Consider the following 16,833-nt stretch of genomic DNA (forward strand, 5'->3'; position numbering starts at 1 on the left):
TGGCTCGTCAAGACTGGACCAGCCGCCTGGATGATTCCACAAAGCAAAAGCCAAATTTCGACCACCGGAATGTGCTTCTCGTGGTGGCTCTGGGTCCGGATCGTACCCAGCGGACGTCCTGATCCGGACAAAGGGGTCCTGACCGGCCCCAACGCCTGCCGCCTAGGGGGATACAGCGGACTACGGCCCGGTAGGCTGGCGCCTTGCCCCGCCCGCCTCGAAAGGACCGCCGCCGTGCCGCAGTCCCACGCCAGCGCACCCGACGCCAAGACCGCAGCACCGAGCGGTGGCGTCCAGTCACTGGAGCGCGCCTTCGATCTGCTGGAGCGGATGGCCGACGCCGGTGGCGAGGTCGGCCTGAGCGAGCTCTCGGCCGCCAGCGGTCTGCCGCTGCCCACGATCCACCGGCTGATGCGCACCCTGGTCGCCTGCGGCTACGTACGCCAGCAGCCCAACCGGCGCTACGCCCTGGGCCCCCGCCTGATCCGGCTCGGCGAGTCGTCGGCCCGGCTGCTCGGGACCTGGGCCCGCCCCTATCTCGCACGGCTGGTCGAGGAGACCGGCGAGACGGCGAACATGGCCCTGCTCGACGGGGACGAGGTCGTGTACGTCGCACAGGTCCCGTCGAAGCACTCCATGCGGATGTTCACCGAGGTGGGCCGGCGGGTCCTGCCGCACTCCACCGGTGTCGGCAAGGCGCTGCTCGCGCACACCCCGCCACCCGAGGTCAGGGCGCTCCTCGCGCGGACCGGTATGCCGGCCGCCACCGAGAAGACGATCACCACACCCGAGGGATTCCTGGACGCGCTGGAGGTCGTGCGGCGCGCGGGCTACGCGGTGGACGACAACGAGCAGGAGATCGGGGTCCGCTGCCTCGCGGTCCAGGTCCCCAACTCCCCCACGGCCGCCGCGATCTCGATCTCGGGTCCGGCCGGCCGGGTGACGGAGGAGGCCACCGAGCGGATCGTGCCGATCCTCCAGGGCATCGCCCAGGAGCTCTCGGCCACGCTCGCGAGCGCGGGGCCCCAGCAGGTCTGACCGCGTGGGGGCCCCGGCGGATCCGGTCCGGCGGGCGCCCCGGCGGACTCGGTCCGATTTTTCAGACGTTCGGCCGAACCGGCCGGTCGGCCGACCGGCATGGCCGGTAACCGGCGCGCTCAGCCGACCGGCACCGTCAGCCGGCCGTCCGCCATCGACACCGTCCTGTCCATCCGGTCCAGGTGCGTGTGGTCGTGCGTGACCAGCACCGTCGCGGTCCCACGCGCCCGGGTCAGCGTGACCAGCAGGTCGAGCACCCCGGCGCCCCGCTCGTGGTCGAGGGCGCTGGTGGGCTCGTCCACCAGCAGCACCGACGGCTCGTTCATCAGCGCGCGGGCGATGTTCACGCGCTGCCGCTGGCCGCCGGAGAGCTGGTGCGGACGCCTGCCCGCCTGGTCGGCGAGGCCCACCGCGTCCAGCAACTCCACCGCACGCTCGCGGACTTGGGCGGTCGACCGGCCCGCGAGATGCGCCATCACCTGGAGCTGCTCGGCGGCGGTCAGCGCGGGCAGCAGATTCGGCTGCTGGAAGACGATCCCGATGCGTTCGCGCCGCAGCACCGCCTTCTCCGCCCGGCTCAGCACGGCCGTGTCCGCGCCGTCGACGACCACCCGGCCCCGTTCGGGGGTCACGAGCGTCGCCGCCACCGCCAGCAGGCTCGACTTGCCGGAGCCGGAGGGCCCGACCACCGCCGTCAGCGAACCGGCCGGGACCTCGAGGGACACCTCGTCGAGCGCGACCACCCGGCCGTCCCCGTCGGGGTAGGTCAGGGTCACATCGTCCAGGGTCAGGGTCATCGTGCGCTCCCGAGAGCAGTCAGCGGGTCGACGGCGGTGATCCGCCGGATGGACAGAGCGGCGCCGAGCACCCCGAGGGCGACTATCACGGCGGCGGGGACCAGGACGGTCAGCGGATCGAGTACGAAGGGGACGCTCTCCGGCACGACGGCGCCGATCCCGCCGGCGACGGCGGTGCCCAGCAGCGTCCCGGCCAGCAGCATCAGCACCGCCTGGCCGAGCGCGTCACGCAGCAGATACCGGGTGGAGGCGCCCAGCGCCTTCAGGACGGCGATGTCGCCGCTGCGCTGGATCGTCCAGACCGTGAAGAACGCGCCTATCACCATGGCCGAGATGACGAAGAGGAAGCCGCGCATCAGCTGGAGCGAGCCGTTCTCCGCCTGGTACGAGGGGAGCGCGCCCAGCGAGCCGTCCCGGGTCAGCGTCGTCGTACGGGCCGCCCGGTCCCCCTTGCCGATGTCGGCCCCGTCGGTGGTCAGGGCCACCACGCCGGCCTGCTCGCCCTTGCCGAGGGAGGTCCAGACGACGGGGGTGTGACTGTACGAGTCGTCCCCGGCGACCGCCTTCACCGTCAGCTTCCTGCCGGACAGTGTGACGGTGTCCCCGGCCGCAGCGCCCAGGTCCTTCGCGGCGCCGGTGGACAGCACCACACCGGAGCGCCCCGGGTCCTTGGGCGCGAGCCCGGAGCCGGGCCGCACCCCGAAGTCGGAGACCGCGGCCGTACGGTCGCCCGCTTCGGCGTTGGCCGTGTCGATCGCCACCGGCTGCGCGCTCTTCACGCCGGGCTGCGCGGCCCAGGTCCGCCAGGCGCTCTCCGGCAGCTGCGATCCCGAGAAGGACGCGGACTGCCCGGAGGGCGGCGCGGCGAAGGCCAGGTGGTCGGCGGACAGGTTGGTGATGGCCGATGTGTTGTCCTTGGCCAGCCCGGCGGTCAGTCCGGACAGCAGGCCGACCAGCAGGGTGATGAGCACGATCACCGTGCCCATCAGGGCGAACCGCCCCCGGGCGAATCTCAGATCTCTCCATGCAACGAACATGTGCTCAACCCTGCTGGCCACAGGGGTGCGTGGGCATCGCGCCACGGATGGCTTCGCGAGGATCAAAAGACGGAGCCGGCAATCAAACTTTCGATTGAGGGCGTTCCGGGACGATCCGCCTAGGCTGGGAGGATCATGGATCCTCGTGCACTGACCCCGGCGCTGCTCGTCCTGCGGCTCTGCCTCCATCTGCTGATGGCGGGGCTGCTGGTGCTGGCCGCGGCGCGGGCGCTCACCGGCCACACGGCGAACGCGCCGGCGGTGGTGACGGCGGCCGCGGTCATGGGCGCGGTGTACGCGGCGGGCACGCTCTGGCCGTCGGTACGGAACTCGCGCCCGTCCGCCGCCCTCTGGCTCGGGGTGCTGGGCCTCGCGTGGCTGGGGCTGCTGGTGGTCTCGCCCGACGGGCTGTGGGTAGCGTTCCCGCTGTACTTCCTCCAGCTGCATCTGCTGCCCGTGCGCTGGTCGGTACCGGTCGTGGTGGTCACCGCCGGCGCGGCCATCGCGGCCTATGTGGGGCACGGTGCGGCGCTGAATCCGGGCGCGTTCATCGGGCCGCTCCTCGGCGCGGCGGTCGCCGTCGCCACCGTCCTCGGCTACCAGGTGCTCTACCGCGAGAGCGAGAGCCGCCGCAGGCTCATCGAGGAGCTGATCTCGACCCGGGCCGAACTCGCCGAGGCCGAACGGACCGCGGGCACCCTCGCCGAGCGGGAGCGGCTGGCCCGGGAGATCCACGACACGCTCGCCCAGGGGCTCTCCTCCATCCAGCTACTGCTGCGGGCGGCCGGGCGCACCCTGCCCGCCGACGCCCCTGCCGCCGCCCACATCGAACAGGCCAGACAGGCCGCGCAGGACAATCTGGCCGAGGCCCGCCGCTTCGTCCGCGCACTGTCACCGCCCGCCCTTGAGCACGGTTCGCTGGCGGCCGCGCTCGACCGCCTGTGCACCGGCGGCCCCGGACCCCGTGTCCGCTTCTCGACCAGCGGTACGCCGGTCGAGCTGCCCACCCCGTACGAGGTGGCGCTGTTGCGGATCGCGCAGTCGGCGCTGGCCAACACCGTCCAGCACGCCGGGGCGTCCCGCGCCGAGATCACCCTGAGTTTCATGGAGACCGCCGTCGCGCTGGACGTCGTGGACGACGGCTCCGGCTTCGATCCGCTGTCCGCCGGTGCCGCGTCAGGCGACGCGGGCTTCGGCCTGCCCGCCATGCGGTCGCGTGTCGAGTCACTGGGCGGCACCTTCGCCGTCGAGTCCACACCGGGCCAGGGGACGGCCGTCGCGGTCACGCTGCCGCTGCCCGAATCCGAAGAGGCGCCCACGTCCGAAGACGTGTCCCCGTGACGGACAACACGACGGACAACACGACTGACGACATGACGGAAAAGGTGTCCCCATGACGATCCGGCTCCTGCTCGCGGACGACCACCCGGTGGTCAGGGCCGGGCTGCGCGCCGTCCTCGACACCGAGCCCGGCTTCCGGGTGACCGGGGAGGCCGCGACCGCCGAACAGGCCGTCGAGCTGGCCGCTTCGGGAGAGTTCGACGTGGTCCTGATGGACCTCCAGTTCGGCGCGGGCATGCACGGCTCGGAGGCCACGGCCGCCATCGCCGCCGTCGAAGGGGCGCCGCGGGTCCTGGTGCTGACGACGTACGACACGGACGCGGACATCCTGGCCGCGGTCGAGGCCGGTGCGAGCGGCTACCTCCTGAAGGACGCGCCGCCGGAGGAGCTGGCCGCCGCCGTGCGGACGGCGGCGGCCGGCCGCTCGGCGCTGGCGCCCGCCGTCGCCCACCGTTTGATGGACCGGATGCGGGCGCCCGGCGAGTCGCTCACCCGGCGGGAGCTGGAGGTGCTGCAGCTGGTCGGGGACGGCCTGTCGAACCAGCAGATCAGCAAGGCGCTGTTCCTCAGCCAGGCGACGGTGAAGTCCCATCTGGTGCACATCTACGCGAAGCTGGGCGTGGACTCCCGGACGTCAGCGGTGGCCGTGGCATCGGCGAAGCGGCTCATCCGCCGTGCCGGTGGCTCAGCACATTGACCACCTTGCCGTTCGGATCGCGTACGAAGAACCGCCGTACGCCCCACTCCTCGTCCGTCAGCGGGTGCACGATCTCCGTCCCCGAGGCCAGCACCGCCGTGTGCACCGCGTCCACGTCGTCCACCTCGACCGAGAGGTCGGGCTGCACGGCGGCGCTCGCGTCGTGCGTGGTGAGGGTGAGCTGCGCCGTGGGGTTGACGGACGAGGCGAGTGTCATGACCCAGCCGTGGTTCATGACCTCGCCCAGCCCGAGCAGCCCGTAGAAGTCCCGGCTCTCGGCCATGGAGTGCGTCGTGATGTCCGGCACCACCCGGCGCACGGACATCAGGAGGCCGAGCCGAAGAGCTCCACCGCGTTCCGCACCTCGGAGAGCGAGACCGCGAGTGCGCTGACCGAACCGATCGCGCCGGCGACCAGCAGCAGGGAGCGACGCAGCCGCAGGATCTCCGGCACGCCGCTCCTGGCCATCGCCTCCAGGGCGGCCAGTTCGTCCTCGGCGATGGCACGGTCGGGGAACTGGGCCGGGTGGGCGGCCAGTTCACGGCGGAGCCGGGTGACCGACGAGCTGAGCTCCGTCACTCTCGGATCCGCACCGGCTCCCGTGACGCGTTTCTGCCCCGCACTTCGCAACAAAGCTCCCCCTCGCACAACTCTGTGCTGGTCATTCCCTACGGTTGATCGACCGTGTGGCGCTGGTCGGACACCGCGGGTCACGAGTCAGTTAACGCCACCGCGCGTCGTTCTCGCCACTCCACGACGGGAATTCAGCCGGACGGGGTGGTGTCCATGAGGTATCCAGTCCCGATGCGACACGAAGGCGGAACCAAGTGAACAACACAGACACGGGGACGGGTACTCCGGAGCCGGGGCACGGGCACGACCGGCCGGCCGGCCCGGCGGTCGCCGGACTGCTGCTCGCGGCGGGTGGTGGCCGCCGGCTGGGCGGACGCCCCAAGGCCCTGCTCGAACACCGCGGCCGGCCGCTGGTCGAGCACGCGGTCCGGGTGCTGCGCGAAGGGGGCTGCGGTCCGGTGCATGTCGTGCTGGGCGCAGCGGCGGACGACGTGAGGAAACGGGCCGAGCTGTCCGGCTGCGTCCTGGCCGACAACCCCCGCTGGGAGGAGGGCATGGGGTCGTCGCTGCGCACCGGGCTGGCGTCGCTCGCCGGGTCGGGTGCGGACGCCGCCCTCGTCCTGCTGGTCGACCAGCCGGGGATCGGGGCGGCAGCGGTGGCCCGGGTACGGGAGGCGGGCGGTTCCGCGACGAGCCTGGTGGCCGCCGCGTACGGGGGCAGGCGCGGCCACCCCGTGCTCTTCGGCGCCGAGCGCTGGGCGGACATCGCCCGGACGGCGGCCGGGGACCGCGGGGCCCGCGATTACCTCAAGGCCCACCAGGACGCGATCACCCTGGTGGAGTGCTCCGATGTCGCCGAGGCGTACGACATCGACACCGTCGAAGACCTGTTCCACTTGGAGTGACCAGCCTGGCACTCTGCGACGACTTCTGTCGATCCGAAGAATCTCGATGTCAACACAGCGTTGAACTTCCACCATGAGGAAACTAGTATCCACACGTCAGAAGCGCTCTGTGCCTCACAGAGCGCCCGCGACCGTATCGCGACCCCATGGCACTCCGTGCCACCATGAGAGTCCTGCGGCCGTCAGGTACCGCCCGCTGAAGGAGTGACAGCTCATGTCCGCACCAGCGCCGTCTCCGCTGGCCATCGTCGATGCCGAGCCCCTGCCGCGGCAGGACGAGGTCCTCACCGATGCGGCCCTGGCCTTCGTGGCCGAGCTGCACCGGCGGTTCACCCACCGCCGTGATGAGCTGCTCGTCCGCCGTGCTGAGCGCCGCGCCGAGATCGCCCGGACGTCCTCGCTCGATTTCCTCCCGGAGACCGCGAGCGTCCGCAACGACGACAGCTGGAAGGTCGCGCCGGCTCCGGCCGCGCTGAACGACCGCCGCGTCGAGATCACCGGCCCGACCGACCGCAAGATGACCATCAACGCCCTGAACTCGGGCGCCAGGGTCTGGCTCGCAGATTTCGAGGACGCGTCCGCCCCCACCTGGGAGAACGTTGTCACCGGCCAGCTCAATCTGACCGACGCCTATGAGCGCCGGATCGACTTCACGGACCCGAGGTCCGGCAAGTCGTACGCACTGAAGCCCGCCGACGAACTCGCCACCGTCGTGGTGCGCCCGCGCGGCTGGCACCTCGACGAGCGCCACCTCGTCCTCGACGACCGCCCCGTCCCCGGCGCGCTGGTCGACTTCGGTCTGTACTTCTTCCACAACGCCAAGCGCCTCATCGAGCTCGGCAAGGGCCCGTACTTCTACCTGCCGAAGACCGAGTCCCACCTGGAGGCGCGCCTCTGGAACGAGATCTTCGTCTTCGCGCAGGACTACGTCGGCATCCCGCAGGGCACCGTCCGCGCGACCGTCCTGATCGAGACGATCACGGCGGCGTACGAGATGGAGGAGATCCTCTACGAGCTGCGCGACCACGCGTCCGGGCTGAACGCCGGGCGCTGGGACTACCTGTTCTCCATCGTCAAGAACTTCCGCGACGGCGGCTCCAAGTTCGTCCTGCCGGACCGCAATCTGGTCACGATGACGGCGCCTTTCATGCGCGCGTACACCGAACTGCTGGTGCGCACCTGCCACAAGCGCGGCGCGCACGCCATCGGCGGTATGGCGGCCTTCATCCCGTCCCGGCGCGACGCCGAGGTCAACAAGGTGGCCTTCGAGAAGGTCAAGGCGGACAAGGACCGCGAGGCCGCCGACGGCTTCGACGGGTCCTGGGTCGCGCACCCGGACCTGGTGCCGATCGCCATGAAGTCGTTCGACGCGGTCCTCGGCGAGAACCCGAACCAGAAGCAGCGGCTGCGCGAGGACGTCACGGTGGCACCCGGTGACCTGATCGCGATCGACTCCCTGGACGCCAAGCCGACGTACGAGGGCCTGGTCAACGCGGTCCAGGTCGGTATCCGCTACATCGAGGCGTGGCTGCGCGGCATGGGCGCCGTGGCCATCTTCAACCTGATGGAGGACGCCGCGACGGCGGAGATCTCCCGCTCGCAGATCTGGCAGTGGATCAACGCGAACGTGGTCTTCGAGAACGGCGAGCACGCGACGGCTGAACTGGCCCGGAAGATCGCGGCGGACGAACTCACCGCGATCGAGAAGGAGATCGGCACGGAGGCGTTCGCCGCGGGCAAGTGGCAGCAGGCACACGACCTCCTGCTGACGGTGTCCCTGGACGCCGACTACGCGGACTTCCTGACGCTGCCGGCGTACGAGCAGCTGGGGTAACCGAGCACCACCACGCACCCGACCGGGGCAGTCCCGGGCGCCGCACGGCGCCCGGACTGCCCCGGTTTTCGTTGTCCCGGTTGTCTTCGGCCGGTTCCCCGCTCCGCGCATCCGCGAGTCCTCCGCGACCTCTCCGCAGCCTCTCCGCGACGCGTCTACGACCGCGCCCACCAGGCAAGTTCGGGAAAACTACAAACCCTTGACAGCCCACTTGGACGAATCTAGCCTTGCCGCATCCCGATACCCGTATTCCACATTGCGGAATTTAATCAAGGATGAGTGGCCCGGTGACGAGTGCAGACACGCCTGTGGAACCGCCCCGATCGACACCGGCCGTGGGCACCACCGATACCGCCGCCGATACCGCTACCGATGCCGCCGCCGGCGCCGGCGCGCCCCCGCTGAGCCCCCGCCTGTACAACGACGACCTGGCGCCGACCGAGGTCCACGGGCGCCGCTGGGGCAGCTACAACATCTTCACCCTGTGGGCGAACGACGTGCACAGTCTGGGCAACTACACCTTCGCCACCGGGCTGTTCGCCCTCGGGCTCGGCGCCTGGCAGGTGCTGCTCGCTCTCGCGATCGGCGCCGCGCTGCTCTTCGGGATACTCAACCTCTCCGGGTACATGGGCCAGAAGACCGGCATCCCCTTCCCGGTCATGAGCCGTATCAGCTTCGGCGTACGGGGCGCGCAGATTCCCGCCCTCATCCGCGGCGCCGTCGCCATCGCGTGGTTCGGCATCCAGACCTATCTCGCGTCCCATGTGCTGAACGTTCTGCTGATCACGCTGCACCACCCGCTGGCCGGGCTGTCCGAGAACTCCTTCCTCGGTCTGTCGACGCTCGGCTGGATCTCCTTCGGGTTCCTGTGGTGCGTACAGATCGGCATCGTCATGTACGGCATCGAGATGGTCCGGAAGTACGAGGCGTTCGCGGGGCCGGTCATCCTCTTCACGCTCTCCGCGCTCGCCGTCTGGATGTTCTGGAGGGCGGGCGGCTCCATCGCGCTGTCGAACGACCACCCGCTGAGCGGCGGGAAGATGTGGCGTGAGATCTTCGCGGGCGCCTCGCTGTGGGTCGCCATCTACGGCACGTTCGCGCTGAACTTCTGCGACTTCACCCGGTCCTGCACCAATAAGAAGTCGATCACCATCGGCAACTTCTGCGGCATTCCCGTGAACATCATGCTCTTCGGCGTGATCACCGTCGTGCTGGCCGGGGGGCAGTTCCGGATCAACGGGAAGGTCATCAACAGCCCGGCGGACGTCGTACAGGCCATCCCCAACACCTGGTTCGTGGTGCTCGCCGGCCTGGCGCTGATCATCCTCACGGTCGCGGTGAACCTCATGGCCAACTTCGTGGCCCCGGCGTACGCGCTGGCCAATCTCTTCCCCAAGCACCTCGACTTCCGGCGGGCCGGGATCGTCAGCGGTGTCATCGGGATCGTCATCCTGCCGTGGAACCTCTACAACAACCCGGCCGTCGTGAACTACTTCCTGGGCGGTCTCGGTGCCTTCCTCGGCCCGCTGTTCGGCGTGATCATCGCCGACTACTGGCTGATCAGGAAGGGGCGGGTCAATGTGCCCGAGCTGTACACCATGGAACCGTCGGCCGCGTACCACTACACACGCGGGGTGAATCCGCGCGCCATCGCCGCCTTCGCGCCGGCGGCCGTCGCGGCCGTTGTCTGCGCCCTCGTACCGCTGTTCTCCGCCGTCGCACCGTTCGCCTGGTTCATCGGCGCCGGTATCGCCGCCGCCGTGTACGTCGCCGTCTCCGAGCGGAACGTCAGCCACGAGGACGTGCCCGGCGCGGCCATCGCCGTGCCGAGCGTGCACTGACACGGGCGGCAGCGCCCGTACGGGAGAACACCGGCCCATCCGATCCAGCCGCGCACCCGTGCGCACCATCTGTGAGGTACCCCCATGCGGATACTCGTCGTCAATGTGAACACCACCGAATCCATCACGGAGGCGATCGCCGCACAGGCGAGGTCGGTGGCGTCGGCCGGCACGGAGATCGTGGGCCTGACCCCGCGCTTCGGGGCCGAGTCCGTGGAGGGGAACTTCGAGAGCTATCTCGCGGCGATCGCCGTCATGGACCGGGTTCTCTCCTACCCGGAGCCCTTCGACGCGGTCATCCAGGCCGGTTACGGCGAGCACGGCAGGGAGGGGCTCCAGGAGCTGCTGTCCGTGCCCGTCGTGGACATCACCGAGGCGGCGGCGAGCACCGCCCTGTACCTCGGACACACCTATGCGGTGGTCACCACGCTCGACCGGACGGTCCCGCTGATCGAGGACCGGCTGAAGCTCGCGGGGCTCGACGCCCGGTGCGCTTCGGTGCGGGCCAGCGGCCTGGCCGTGCTGGAGCTGGAGGAGGACCCGGCCGCGGCCGTCGAGTCGATCGTGTCGCAGGCCGAACGTGCCGTGACCGAGGACAGGGCCGAGGTCATCTGTCTGGGCTGCGGCGGCATGGCGGGACTGGACGAGCAGATCAGGAAGCGCACCGGTGTCCCGGTCGTGGACGGTGTCGGGGCCGCCGTCACCGTGGCCGAGTCACTGGTCAGGCTCGGCCTCTCCACCTCCAAGGTACGCACCTACGCGGGCCCCAGGCCCAAGCGCGTCACGGGCTGGCCGGGCGCCGCCTTCGCGGAGACGGGCCCGGCGGCCGGCCACGCCGACGCTCACGGCTGAGAGGCCCCGGGACCGCGCGTCACGTCCACACCGCCCCCACCGCGACGAAGCCCCCGATCAGTACGAACAGGATCGCCAGCAGCGGCCAGACGAAGCGCAGGTACTTGTCGTAACCCACCTTCGCCAGCGCCACCCCGCCGATCGTGACGGCGGTGGTCGGGACCCAGAGGTTCATCCAGCCGCTCGCCGACTGCCAGGCCGTGACGACCAGGGCGCGCGACACCCCCGCGAAGTCGGCCAGCGGCGCGAGGATCGGCATCGCGAGCGTGGCATGGCCCGAGGTCGAGGGGATCAGGAACGCCAGCGGCAGATTGACGAGGAAGACGAAGAACGCGAAGACCGACGAGGACGTGCCGGAGACCAGGCCCTCGATGGAGTGCAGCACGGTGTCGGTGATCTGCGAGTTGTTCATGATGACAGTGACACCGCGGGCCAGCACGATCACCAGCGCCGGTGAGATGAAGTCGGCGGCGCCCTGCACGATCGTCGCGCTCAGCTTCTGCTCGCCGAGCCGAGCCACGATCCCGACGAGCACCCCGGCCACCAGGAAGAGGGCGGCCAACTGCGGGAAGGACCAGCCCAGTTCGAATCCGTACGGGGTGGCGTCGGCGTCTCCGGACAGGGCGCTCGCCCAGGGCACGACCGAGAAGATCATGAACGCGAAGGTCAGGGTGACGAGCACCAGGATGACCTTGTGCAGGGTGGTCAGCGGCGGGGGCTCCGCCGCCCCGGTGGCGCTCTGTTCGCGGTCGCCCGGCAGGAAGCCGGAGAGCGACCGCCCTGGATCGCGGCTCACCCGTCTCGCGTAACGGATGACGTACGCGATGGTCACCGAGGTCAGGACCACCCACATCAGCCCGCGCAGCACGATGCCGTCGCCCAGCGAGATGTCGGCCGCCGACGAAGCCACCCCGGTCGCGAAGGGGTTGACGGTGGAACACAGCACACCGATCCCGGCGCCCAGGATGATCGTGCCGGTCGCCACCATCCGGTCGTAGCCGAGCGCCAGCATCAGCGGGACGATCAGCCCGTAGAAGCCGAGGGTCTCCTCGGCGAAGCCCTCGACCGTACCGAGGAGCGCGAACACCAGCATCACCCCCGCGATGAGCAGCGCGCCGCGCTCGCGGAGCCGGTGGGCGAGGCGGCCGATGCCCAGGTCGAGCGCGCCGGTCGCGAAGACGACGGTGATGAAGGCGCCGATCGCGAGCACGAAGAGGAACACGCCCGCGCTGCCGTACAGTTCACCGGCCAGACCGGGGCCGACCTGGCCGGTCTTCGCGTCCTGGACGCCGTAGAGGCCGTTGACCGGGGAGAGGAAGAGATCGTTGAGCCGGTGGACGATTCCCCGGTCGGACGCGACCCGGTGGTAGGTGCCCTGGATGGGCGCCCCCGACTTGTTCCTGCGGTATTCGCCCGGTGGGATGAGGAAGGCCAGGGCCCAGACGGCGATGGTGACGACGGCCAGGACGGTGAGGGCGCTCGGGAAGACGAAGCCGCGTTTTCCCGGTGGCTTCCCGTCCTGGGCCTGCCGGGTCCGGACGGTGCTCACGCGGCGGCCCCATGGCTCGGACCCGGTGCGGCCGAGCGGGTGACGGGCCCGCTCGCCCGCGCGTACGGCACGACGGCTGACGCGGTGCGCCCGGCCGGGGAGGCGTCGGTCCTGGGTCCCAGCTCCATCGTGCAGCCCCTGTTCGCTCCGGAGGATTCTGCGCCAACGGGACCACAGGGAGCGCGGGGCCGCATGTTGCCACGGCGGGCGGCCGGCCGACCGATGAGTTCTCGTACCGGATCCGGTCTCAAGGGTATGGACATCGAAACGGACACAGACGCAACGGACACGGGCGCAGCCAACACGGGCGCGCACAGGAACCAGGACGGCGGTCTGCCCGATCTGGAACCACCGGCCCGGCACATGGCCGGGCTCGCCGACGCCGTCGGGGACGGGCAGCTGGGTGACCCCACGCCCTGCCCGGACTTCGCGGTCCGGGACCTGCTCGCCCATGTCTCCGGACTGACGGTGGCGTTCTGCGCCGCGGCGAAGAAGGAGTTCGGGCCGCACACCGACACCGCGCCGGGCACCGTACCCAACCCCGAGCTGGCCGCGGACTGGCGCACGGCGCTGCCCCGGCAGCTGGCGGACCTGATCGCGGCCTGGCACTCCCCCGGCGCCTGGGAGGGCGAGACGAGAGCGGGCGGTTTCACCCTGCCCGCGGTGGTCGCCGGACGGATCGCGCTCAACGAGCTGGTGGTGCACGGCTGGGATCTGGCCCGCGCGACCGGGCAGCGGTACGCCCCGGACCCGGCGAGCCTGGGTGTCTCGTACGCGCTGCTCGGGCAGCCGGACAGCCCGACACGCGCTCCGGCCTTCGGCCCGGCCGTCGAGGTCGCGCGGGACGCCCCCTTCGTCGACCGGGTGATCGGACTCAGCGGGCGCAGCCCGGACTGGAAGCCTTAGGTGCTGTGCGGGGTCCGGTGGCGGCGCAGCCTGAGGGGTGCGTAGACGACGAGCGCGGTCAGGAAGGCCACGTAATAGGCGAGGTCGGCGCCGTGCAGTGCGGAAGCCACCGGGCCGGTGTAGAGGCCGGTGTTCATGAACGGCACCGCCGCGGCGAACGCGGCGCAGAACGCCACCAGGGCGGGCCGGCCGGACCGCGTACGGACGCTCTCCGTGGTCGGGTCGACCGGTTCGCCCCTGCGGCCCCGGGCGAACCAGTCGACAGCGACGACGGCGACGAAGCCGGGGATCCAGTAGCCGACGAAGAGCAGGACGTTCTGGAAGCGCGCGGTGGTGTCGGCGGCGTGCATCCACAGCACCAGCGGGAAACCGAGTACGGCGGCGATCGCGGCCGCGACCGGGCGCGGAACGCGCAGCCCGATGGTCTGCAGGGCCAGTGAGCCGCTGTAGTCGTTCATGGCGTTGCTGCAGAGGGCGGCCAGCGCCACGGCCAGCAGCCCCAGCGCGCCGAGCACACCGCCGCCCAGCAGCCGGTCGACACCCCGGGCGGTCTGGTCGGTGAAGACGGCGGCCCCCCACAGCCCGAGCGACTGCACGGCCACGAAGGAGACGCTGACGCCGAGGAGCGTGTACCAGAACATGCGCGGGCGGGAGGTGTTCTGCGGCAGATAGCGGCTGAAGTCGCTGGCGTACGGAGCCCACGACAGCGCGAGGCTGAGCGCGATGGTGCTGGTCAGGATGAACGCGCCGGCGCGGTCGGCGCCGTGTGCGCTGCCTGCCGCGGTGTGGACGCTGTCCGGCAGCCTGAAGGCCAGGGCGACGAAAGCGGCGGCGAGTACGAAGGTCATCAGCTTCTGCAGCCGGTGGATCGCCTCATAGCCCAGTACGCCGAGCGACCCCTGCCCCAGCATCATCAGCAGCACGCCGAGCCAGAACGGCCAGCCGCAGAGCCGGGCCAGCGCGTCCCCGCCGAACAGTCCGATGAGCGCGTCCCAGGCCACCGACGACAGCCACTGCAGCAGGCCGGGCACCGTGACGGACCGGCCGAACGCGAGCCGGGCCAGGGGCAGTTGGCCCGCACCGGTGCGGCTGCCCCAGGTCCCGAGGTACGCGGTGGGCACGGCGCCGAGCAGGGTGCCCAGCACCACGGCGGCCAGCGCGGTGGGCAGGTCGAGGCCGAGGGCGATACCGACGGTGCCGGTGAAGACCCCGGTCATGGTCAGGTTCGGGGCGAACCACACGGTGAACAGCCGCCCAGGGCCGCCGTAGCGGTGGTGGCCGGGCACCGGCGCGATCCCGCGGGCCTCGATCCGCAGGTCGCCGGGCTCGGCGGGCATCCGGCCGTCGAAGACGGACTGCGGTCCGGTGGCCGGTGTGCTGCTGGGAGCAGGTGGCAATGACATGAGCGACATCCCTCCGCCAGTACTAACTGGTTCAGGTTCGGCGGGTGTGATCTCAGCCCCTGGGCGGGGCACCCCGTGTCCGTTACGCTGCAAGGCTAACGCGCGGCGTCACGCCGTCCGCGGTGAGGGTGGGCGGCCGCGCGCGGCTCAGCTGGTGAAGAAGTCGCTGACCGCTGCCGAGAACTGTGCGGGCTCCAGGGCGTGCACGGTGTGGCCGACCGGGATCGTGATGACCCTGGAGTCGGGGATCCCCGCCGCCATGTCGGGGATCCGCCCCTGCGGCATGGAGCTGTCCGGGCCGCCGGTGACGATCAGCGTCGGGGCGACGATCTCGCCGAGCCGCTCGGCCCACTCGGGGCTGGGGCGCCCGATCTCGTTCCTGATGGCGGGCACCACGTTCCAGTCGTAGTCGACCGGCCCTTCGGGACTCGCGGGTTCGGCCATCTCCCTGGGGTACGGCGGCGGAGTCTCCTCGAGGACGAGCCGCTCCACCCGGTCCGCGTGCTCCTGGGCGAGCAGATAGGCGACGACACCGCCCATGGAGTGGCCGACGACCCCGACGCGCTCCAGTTCCAGTTCGTCGAGGAACCCCAGGACGTCGTCGCGCATGAGCTCGAACGAGTACTCGTCCGGCCAGTCGCTCTCTCCGTGTCCGCGCAGGTCCAGGGCGTACACCCGCCACTCGGCGCCGAGCGCCCGGCCGGTCTCCTCCCAGGTCGCGGACGAGCCGCCGAGCCCGTGCAGCAGCACCACAGGCGCGCCGAAGGGGTCGCCCCAGGCGCGGTATGCGAGCCGTACGTCGCCGACATCGACCACGGAGTGATCGTCGGCCGCTGAGTGATCGTCCATACCGCAGACGCTACAGCGCGCGGCACGGCCCCTACGCCACGTCGCGTACGGAAGCGACTTGGCCACCTAGAGTCACATCAGGGCAAAACCCGCTATTCCCCCTGACCGGATCGAACCTGATCGCACACGATTCGCTCAACTCCCCTGTCCTCAGGGGTGTACGACCCTCCGGGCAGCTGATAGGAAAGCTTCCTAACAGAACACCGACGCACCAACTCCCCCTTGGAGGACCGGTGAAAGCCCCCCACCGCACCACCGCTGGACGCAGCAAGAGGATCATCACGCGCACCGTGCTCGGGCTGGCCCTGGTAGCCGTACCGGCCACCGCCCACGCCGCCAACGCCCCTGCGCAGCCGGTGAGTTCGCACAGCTCTCAGCAGGTGGCCGCCGCCGCGACCGGACTCGACGACCCGGCGAAGAAGGAGATCGCCATGAAGCTGGTCTCCAGCGCCGAGAACTCCTCGCTGGACTGGAAGGCCCAGTACAAGTACATCGAGGACATAGGAGACGGCCGCGGCTACACCGCCGGCATCATCGGGTTCTGCTCGGGCACCGGCGACATGCTGGACCTGGTGAAGCTCTACACCGACCGGGAGCCGGGCAACCCGCTCGCCAAATACCTCCCCGCGCTGGAGAAGGTCAACGGCAGTGACTCGCACTCGGGGCTCGGCTCGGCCTTCGAGAGCGCCTGGAAGACCGCGGCCAAGGACACCGCGTTCCAGACCGCGCAGAACGACGAGCGCGACCGGGTGTACTTCGACCCGGCCGTCAAGCAGGGCAAGACGGACGGCATCGGTGTCCTGGGCCAGTTCGCGTACTACGACGCCATCGTCATGCACGGTGACGGCGACGACAAGACCAGCTTCGGCTCCATCCGCAAGAGGGCGCTGGCCAAGGCCAAGACCCCGGCCCAGGGCGGCGACGAGACCACGTATCTCAACGCCTTCCTCGACGCCCGCGTCTGGGCGATGCAGCAGGAGGAGGCCCACAGCGACACCAGCCGGGTCGACACCGAGCAGCGCGTCTTCCTGAAGAACGGCAACCTCGACCTGCACACACCGCTCAACTGGAAGGTCTACGGGGACCCGTACAGCATCGGCTGACCGGGCTGCCGCTGCCGACAGGCGGGGCGCGTTCTGCACCAGTGGTGCGGAACGCGCCCCGTATGTCATGCCTCGGTCACTCACGCCCTGGGCGGGCACGCGCCACCG

At 70.6% G+C, this 16,833-nt stretch carries 16 protein-coding genes and 1 riboswitch; of the genes, 9 read left to right on the forward strand and 7 right to left on the reverse strand.

All coding sequences use genetic code 11. The annotated features are described in order from the left end of the window. Nucleotides 1-234 precede the first annotated feature (234 nt). Complete coding sequence (locus tag OG510_RS06270) at nucleotides 235-1,038, forward strand: IclR family transcriptional regulator (protein WP_406135753.1); 804 nt, start codon at nucleotides 235-237, stop codon at nucleotides 1,036-1,038. A gap of 119 nt (nucleotides 1,039-1,157) precedes the next feature. Here OG510_RS06270 and OG510_RS06275 read toward each other — a convergent pair whose 3' ends face one another. Further along, nucleotides 1,158-1,835 (reverse strand): ABC transporter ATP-binding protein, encoded by a 678-nt coding sequence (locus tag OG510_RS06275; RefSeq protein ID WP_406135754.1) that lies wholly within the window; start codon nucleotides 1,833-1,835, stop codon nucleotides 1,158-1,160. Continuing rightward, nucleotides 1,832-2,872 carry an ABC transporter permease gene (locus OG510_RS06280; protein ID WP_406135756.1) on the reverse strand — a complete coding sequence of 347 codons (1,041 nt, stop codon included), beginning with the start codon at nucleotides 2,870-2,872 and terminating at the stop codon, nucleotides 1,832-1,834. Before OG510_RS06280 ends, OG510_RS06275 begins: the two co-directional genes overlap by 4 nt. Before the next feature lie 135 nt (nucleotides 2,873-3,007). Between OG510_RS06280 and OG510_RS06285 the strand changes: the two genes are divergently transcribed. Beyond that, nucleotides 3,008-4,213 (forward strand): sensor histidine kinase, encoded by a 1,206-nt coding sequence (locus OG510_RS06285; RefSeq protein WP_406135758.1) that lies wholly within the window; start codon nucleotides 3,008-3,010, stop codon nucleotides 4,211-4,213. 52 nt (nucleotides 4,214-4,265) lie between these two features. Beyond that, nucleotides 4,266-4,910: a response regulator transcription factor gene (locus tag OG510_RS06290; RefSeq protein WP_164263057.1), complete on the forward strand. Its 645-nt coding sequence runs from the start codon at nucleotides 4,266-4,268 to the stop codon at nucleotides 4,908-4,910. Here OG510_RS06290 and OG510_RS06295 read toward each other — a convergent pair. Together OG510_RS06295 and OG510_RS06300 are read right to left on the reverse strand one after the other, a co-directional pair. After that, nucleotides 4,879-5,235 carry a VOC family protein gene (locus OG510_RS06295; protein WP_406135760.1) on the reverse strand — a complete coding sequence of 119 codons (357 nt, stop codon included), beginning with the start codon at nucleotides 5,233-5,235 and terminating at the stop codon, nucleotides 4,879-4,881. The genes OG510_RS06290 and OG510_RS06295 overlap by 32 nt on opposite strands. Next, nucleotides 5,235-5,543 (reverse strand): DUF5955 family protein, encoded by a 309-nt coding sequence (locus OG510_RS06300; protein WP_406135762.1) that lies wholly within the window; start codon nucleotides 5,541-5,543, stop codon nucleotides 5,235-5,237. The genes OG510_RS06295 and OG510_RS06300 overlap by 1 nt, the downstream gene beginning before the upstream one ends. Before the next feature lie 275 nt (nucleotides 5,544-5,818). Here OG510_RS06300 and OG510_RS06305 point away from each other — a divergent pair, with 275 nt between their 5' ends. The 4 genes from OG510_RS06305 (at nucleotide 5,819) to OG510_RS06320 (ending at nucleotide 10,915) form a co-directional block, all read left to right on the forward strand. Further along, nucleotides 5,819-6,388: an NTP transferase domain-containing protein gene (locus OG510_RS06305; RefSeq protein WP_406142314.1), complete on the forward strand. Its 570-nt coding sequence runs from the start codon at nucleotides 5,819-5,821 to the stop codon at nucleotides 6,386-6,388. Nucleotides 6,389-6,602: 214 nt separating this feature from the next. Then, nucleotides 6,603-8,222 (forward strand): malate synthase A, encoded by a 1,620-nt coding sequence (gene aceB / locus OG510_RS06310; RefSeq protein WP_406135763.1) that lies wholly within the window; start codon nucleotides 6,603-6,605, stop codon nucleotides 8,220-8,222. A 335-nt stretch (nucleotides 8,223-8,557) separates the two neighbouring features. Continuing rightward, nucleotides 8,558-10,063 (forward strand): NCS1 family nucleobase:cation symporter-1, encoded by a 1,506-nt coding sequence (locus OG510_RS06315; RefSeq protein WP_406135765.1) that lies wholly within the window; start codon nucleotides 8,558-8,560, stop codon nucleotides 10,061-10,063. Between the two features lie 84 nt (nucleotides 10,064-10,147). Then, complete coding sequence (locus tag OG510_RS06320) at nucleotides 10,148-10,915, forward strand: aspartate/glutamate racemase family protein (protein WP_406135767.1); 768 nt, start codon at nucleotides 10,148-10,150, stop codon at nucleotides 10,913-10,915. A 19-nt stretch (nucleotides 10,916-10,934) separates the two neighbouring features. On the opposite strand, the gene OG510_RS06325 is transcribed toward OG510_RS06320, so the two are convergent. Then, entirely contained in the window at nucleotides 10,935-12,464 is a 1,530-nt protein-coding gene (locus OG510_RS06325; RefSeq protein ID WP_406135768.1) for a YfcC family protein, read from the reverse strand. A gap of 255 nt (nucleotides 12,465-12,719) precedes the next feature. Between OG510_RS06325 and OG510_RS06330 the strand changes: the two genes are divergently transcribed. Then, entirely contained in the window at nucleotides 12,720-13,370 is a 651-nt protein-coding gene (locus OG510_RS06330) for a TIGR03086 family metal-binding protein (protein WP_406135770.1), read from the forward strand. On the opposite strand, the gene OG510_RS06335 is transcribed toward OG510_RS06330, so the two are convergent. Both OG510_RS06335 and OG510_RS06340 read right to left on the reverse strand, forming a co-directional pair. Further along, nucleotides 13,367-14,773: a purine-cytosine permease family protein gene (locus tag OG510_RS06335; protein WP_406135771.1), complete on the reverse strand. Its 1,407-nt coding sequence runs from the start codon at nucleotides 14,771-14,773 to the stop codon at nucleotides 13,367-13,369. The genes OG510_RS06330 and OG510_RS06335 overlap by 4 nt on opposite strands. Continuing rightward, a riboswitch (TPP riboswitch) is annotated at nucleotides 14,765-14,859 on the reverse strand. (Overlaps the previous gene by 9 nt.) A gap of 61 nt (nucleotides 14,860-14,920) precedes the next feature. Beyond that, nucleotides 14,921-15,622, reverse strand: coding sequence for an alpha/beta fold hydrolase (locus OG510_RS06340; protein ID WP_406135772.1), 702 nt, complete (start codon nucleotides 15,620-15,622; stop codon nucleotides 14,921-14,923). A 233-nt stretch (nucleotides 15,623-15,855) separates the two neighbouring features. Here OG510_RS06340 and OG510_RS06345 point away from each other — a divergent pair, with 233 nt between their 5' ends. After that, nucleotides 15,856-16,725, forward strand: coding sequence for a chitosanase (locus tag OG510_RS06345; protein ID WP_406135773.1), 870 nt, complete (start codon nucleotides 15,856-15,858; stop codon nucleotides 16,723-16,725). Nucleotides 16,726-16,833: the final 108 nt, after the last annotated feature.

The organism is Streptomyces sp. NBC_01089 (genome assembly GCF_045162975.1).
In the GTDB taxonomy this organism is placed as follows: domain Bacteria; phylum Actinomycetota; class Actinomycetes; order Streptomycetales; family Streptomycetaceae; genus Streptomyces.

Excerpts from the sequence above, each read along its gene's own strand:
- OG510_RS06275 (WP_406135754.1), bottom strand. The coding sequence starts at position 1,835 with ATGACCCTGACCCTGGACGATGTGACCCTGACCTACCCCGACGGGGAC.
- OG510_RS06280 (WP_406135756.1), bottom strand. The coding sequence starts at position 2,872 with ATGTTCGTTGCATGGAGAGATCTGAGATTCGCCCGGGGGCGGTTCGCC.
- OG510_RS06285 (WP_406135758.1), top strand. The coding sequence starts at position 3,008 with ATGGATCCTCGTGCACTGACCCCGGCGCTGCTCGTCCTGCGGCTCTGC.
- OG510_RS06290 (WP_164263057.1), top strand. The coding sequence starts at position 4,266 with ATGACGATCCGGCTCCTGCTCGCGGACGACCACCCGGTGGTCAGGGCC.
- OG510_RS06295 (WP_406135760.1), bottom strand. The coding sequence starts at position 5,235 with ATGTCCGTGCGCCGGGTGGTGCCGGACATCACGACGCACTCCATGGCC.
- aceB (WP_406135763.1), top strand. The coding sequence starts at position 6,603 with ATGTCCGCACCAGCGCCGTCTCCGCTGGCCATCGTCGATGCCGAGCCC.
- OG510_RS06320 (WP_406135767.1), top strand. The coding sequence starts at position 10,148 with ATGCGGATACTCGTCGTCAATGTGAACACCACCGAATCCATCACGGAG.
- OG510_RS06330 (WP_406135770.1), top strand. The coding sequence starts at position 12,720 with ATGGACATCGAAACGGACACAGACGCAACGGACACGGGCGCAGCCAAC.
- OG510_RS06335 (WP_406135771.1), bottom strand. The coding sequence starts at position 14,773 with ATGTCATTGCCACCTGCTCCCAGCAGCACACCGGCCACCGGACCGCAG.
- OG510_RS06340 (WP_406135772.1), bottom strand. The coding sequence starts at position 15,622 with ATGGACGATCACTCAGCGGCCGACGATCACTCCGTGGTCGATGTCGGC.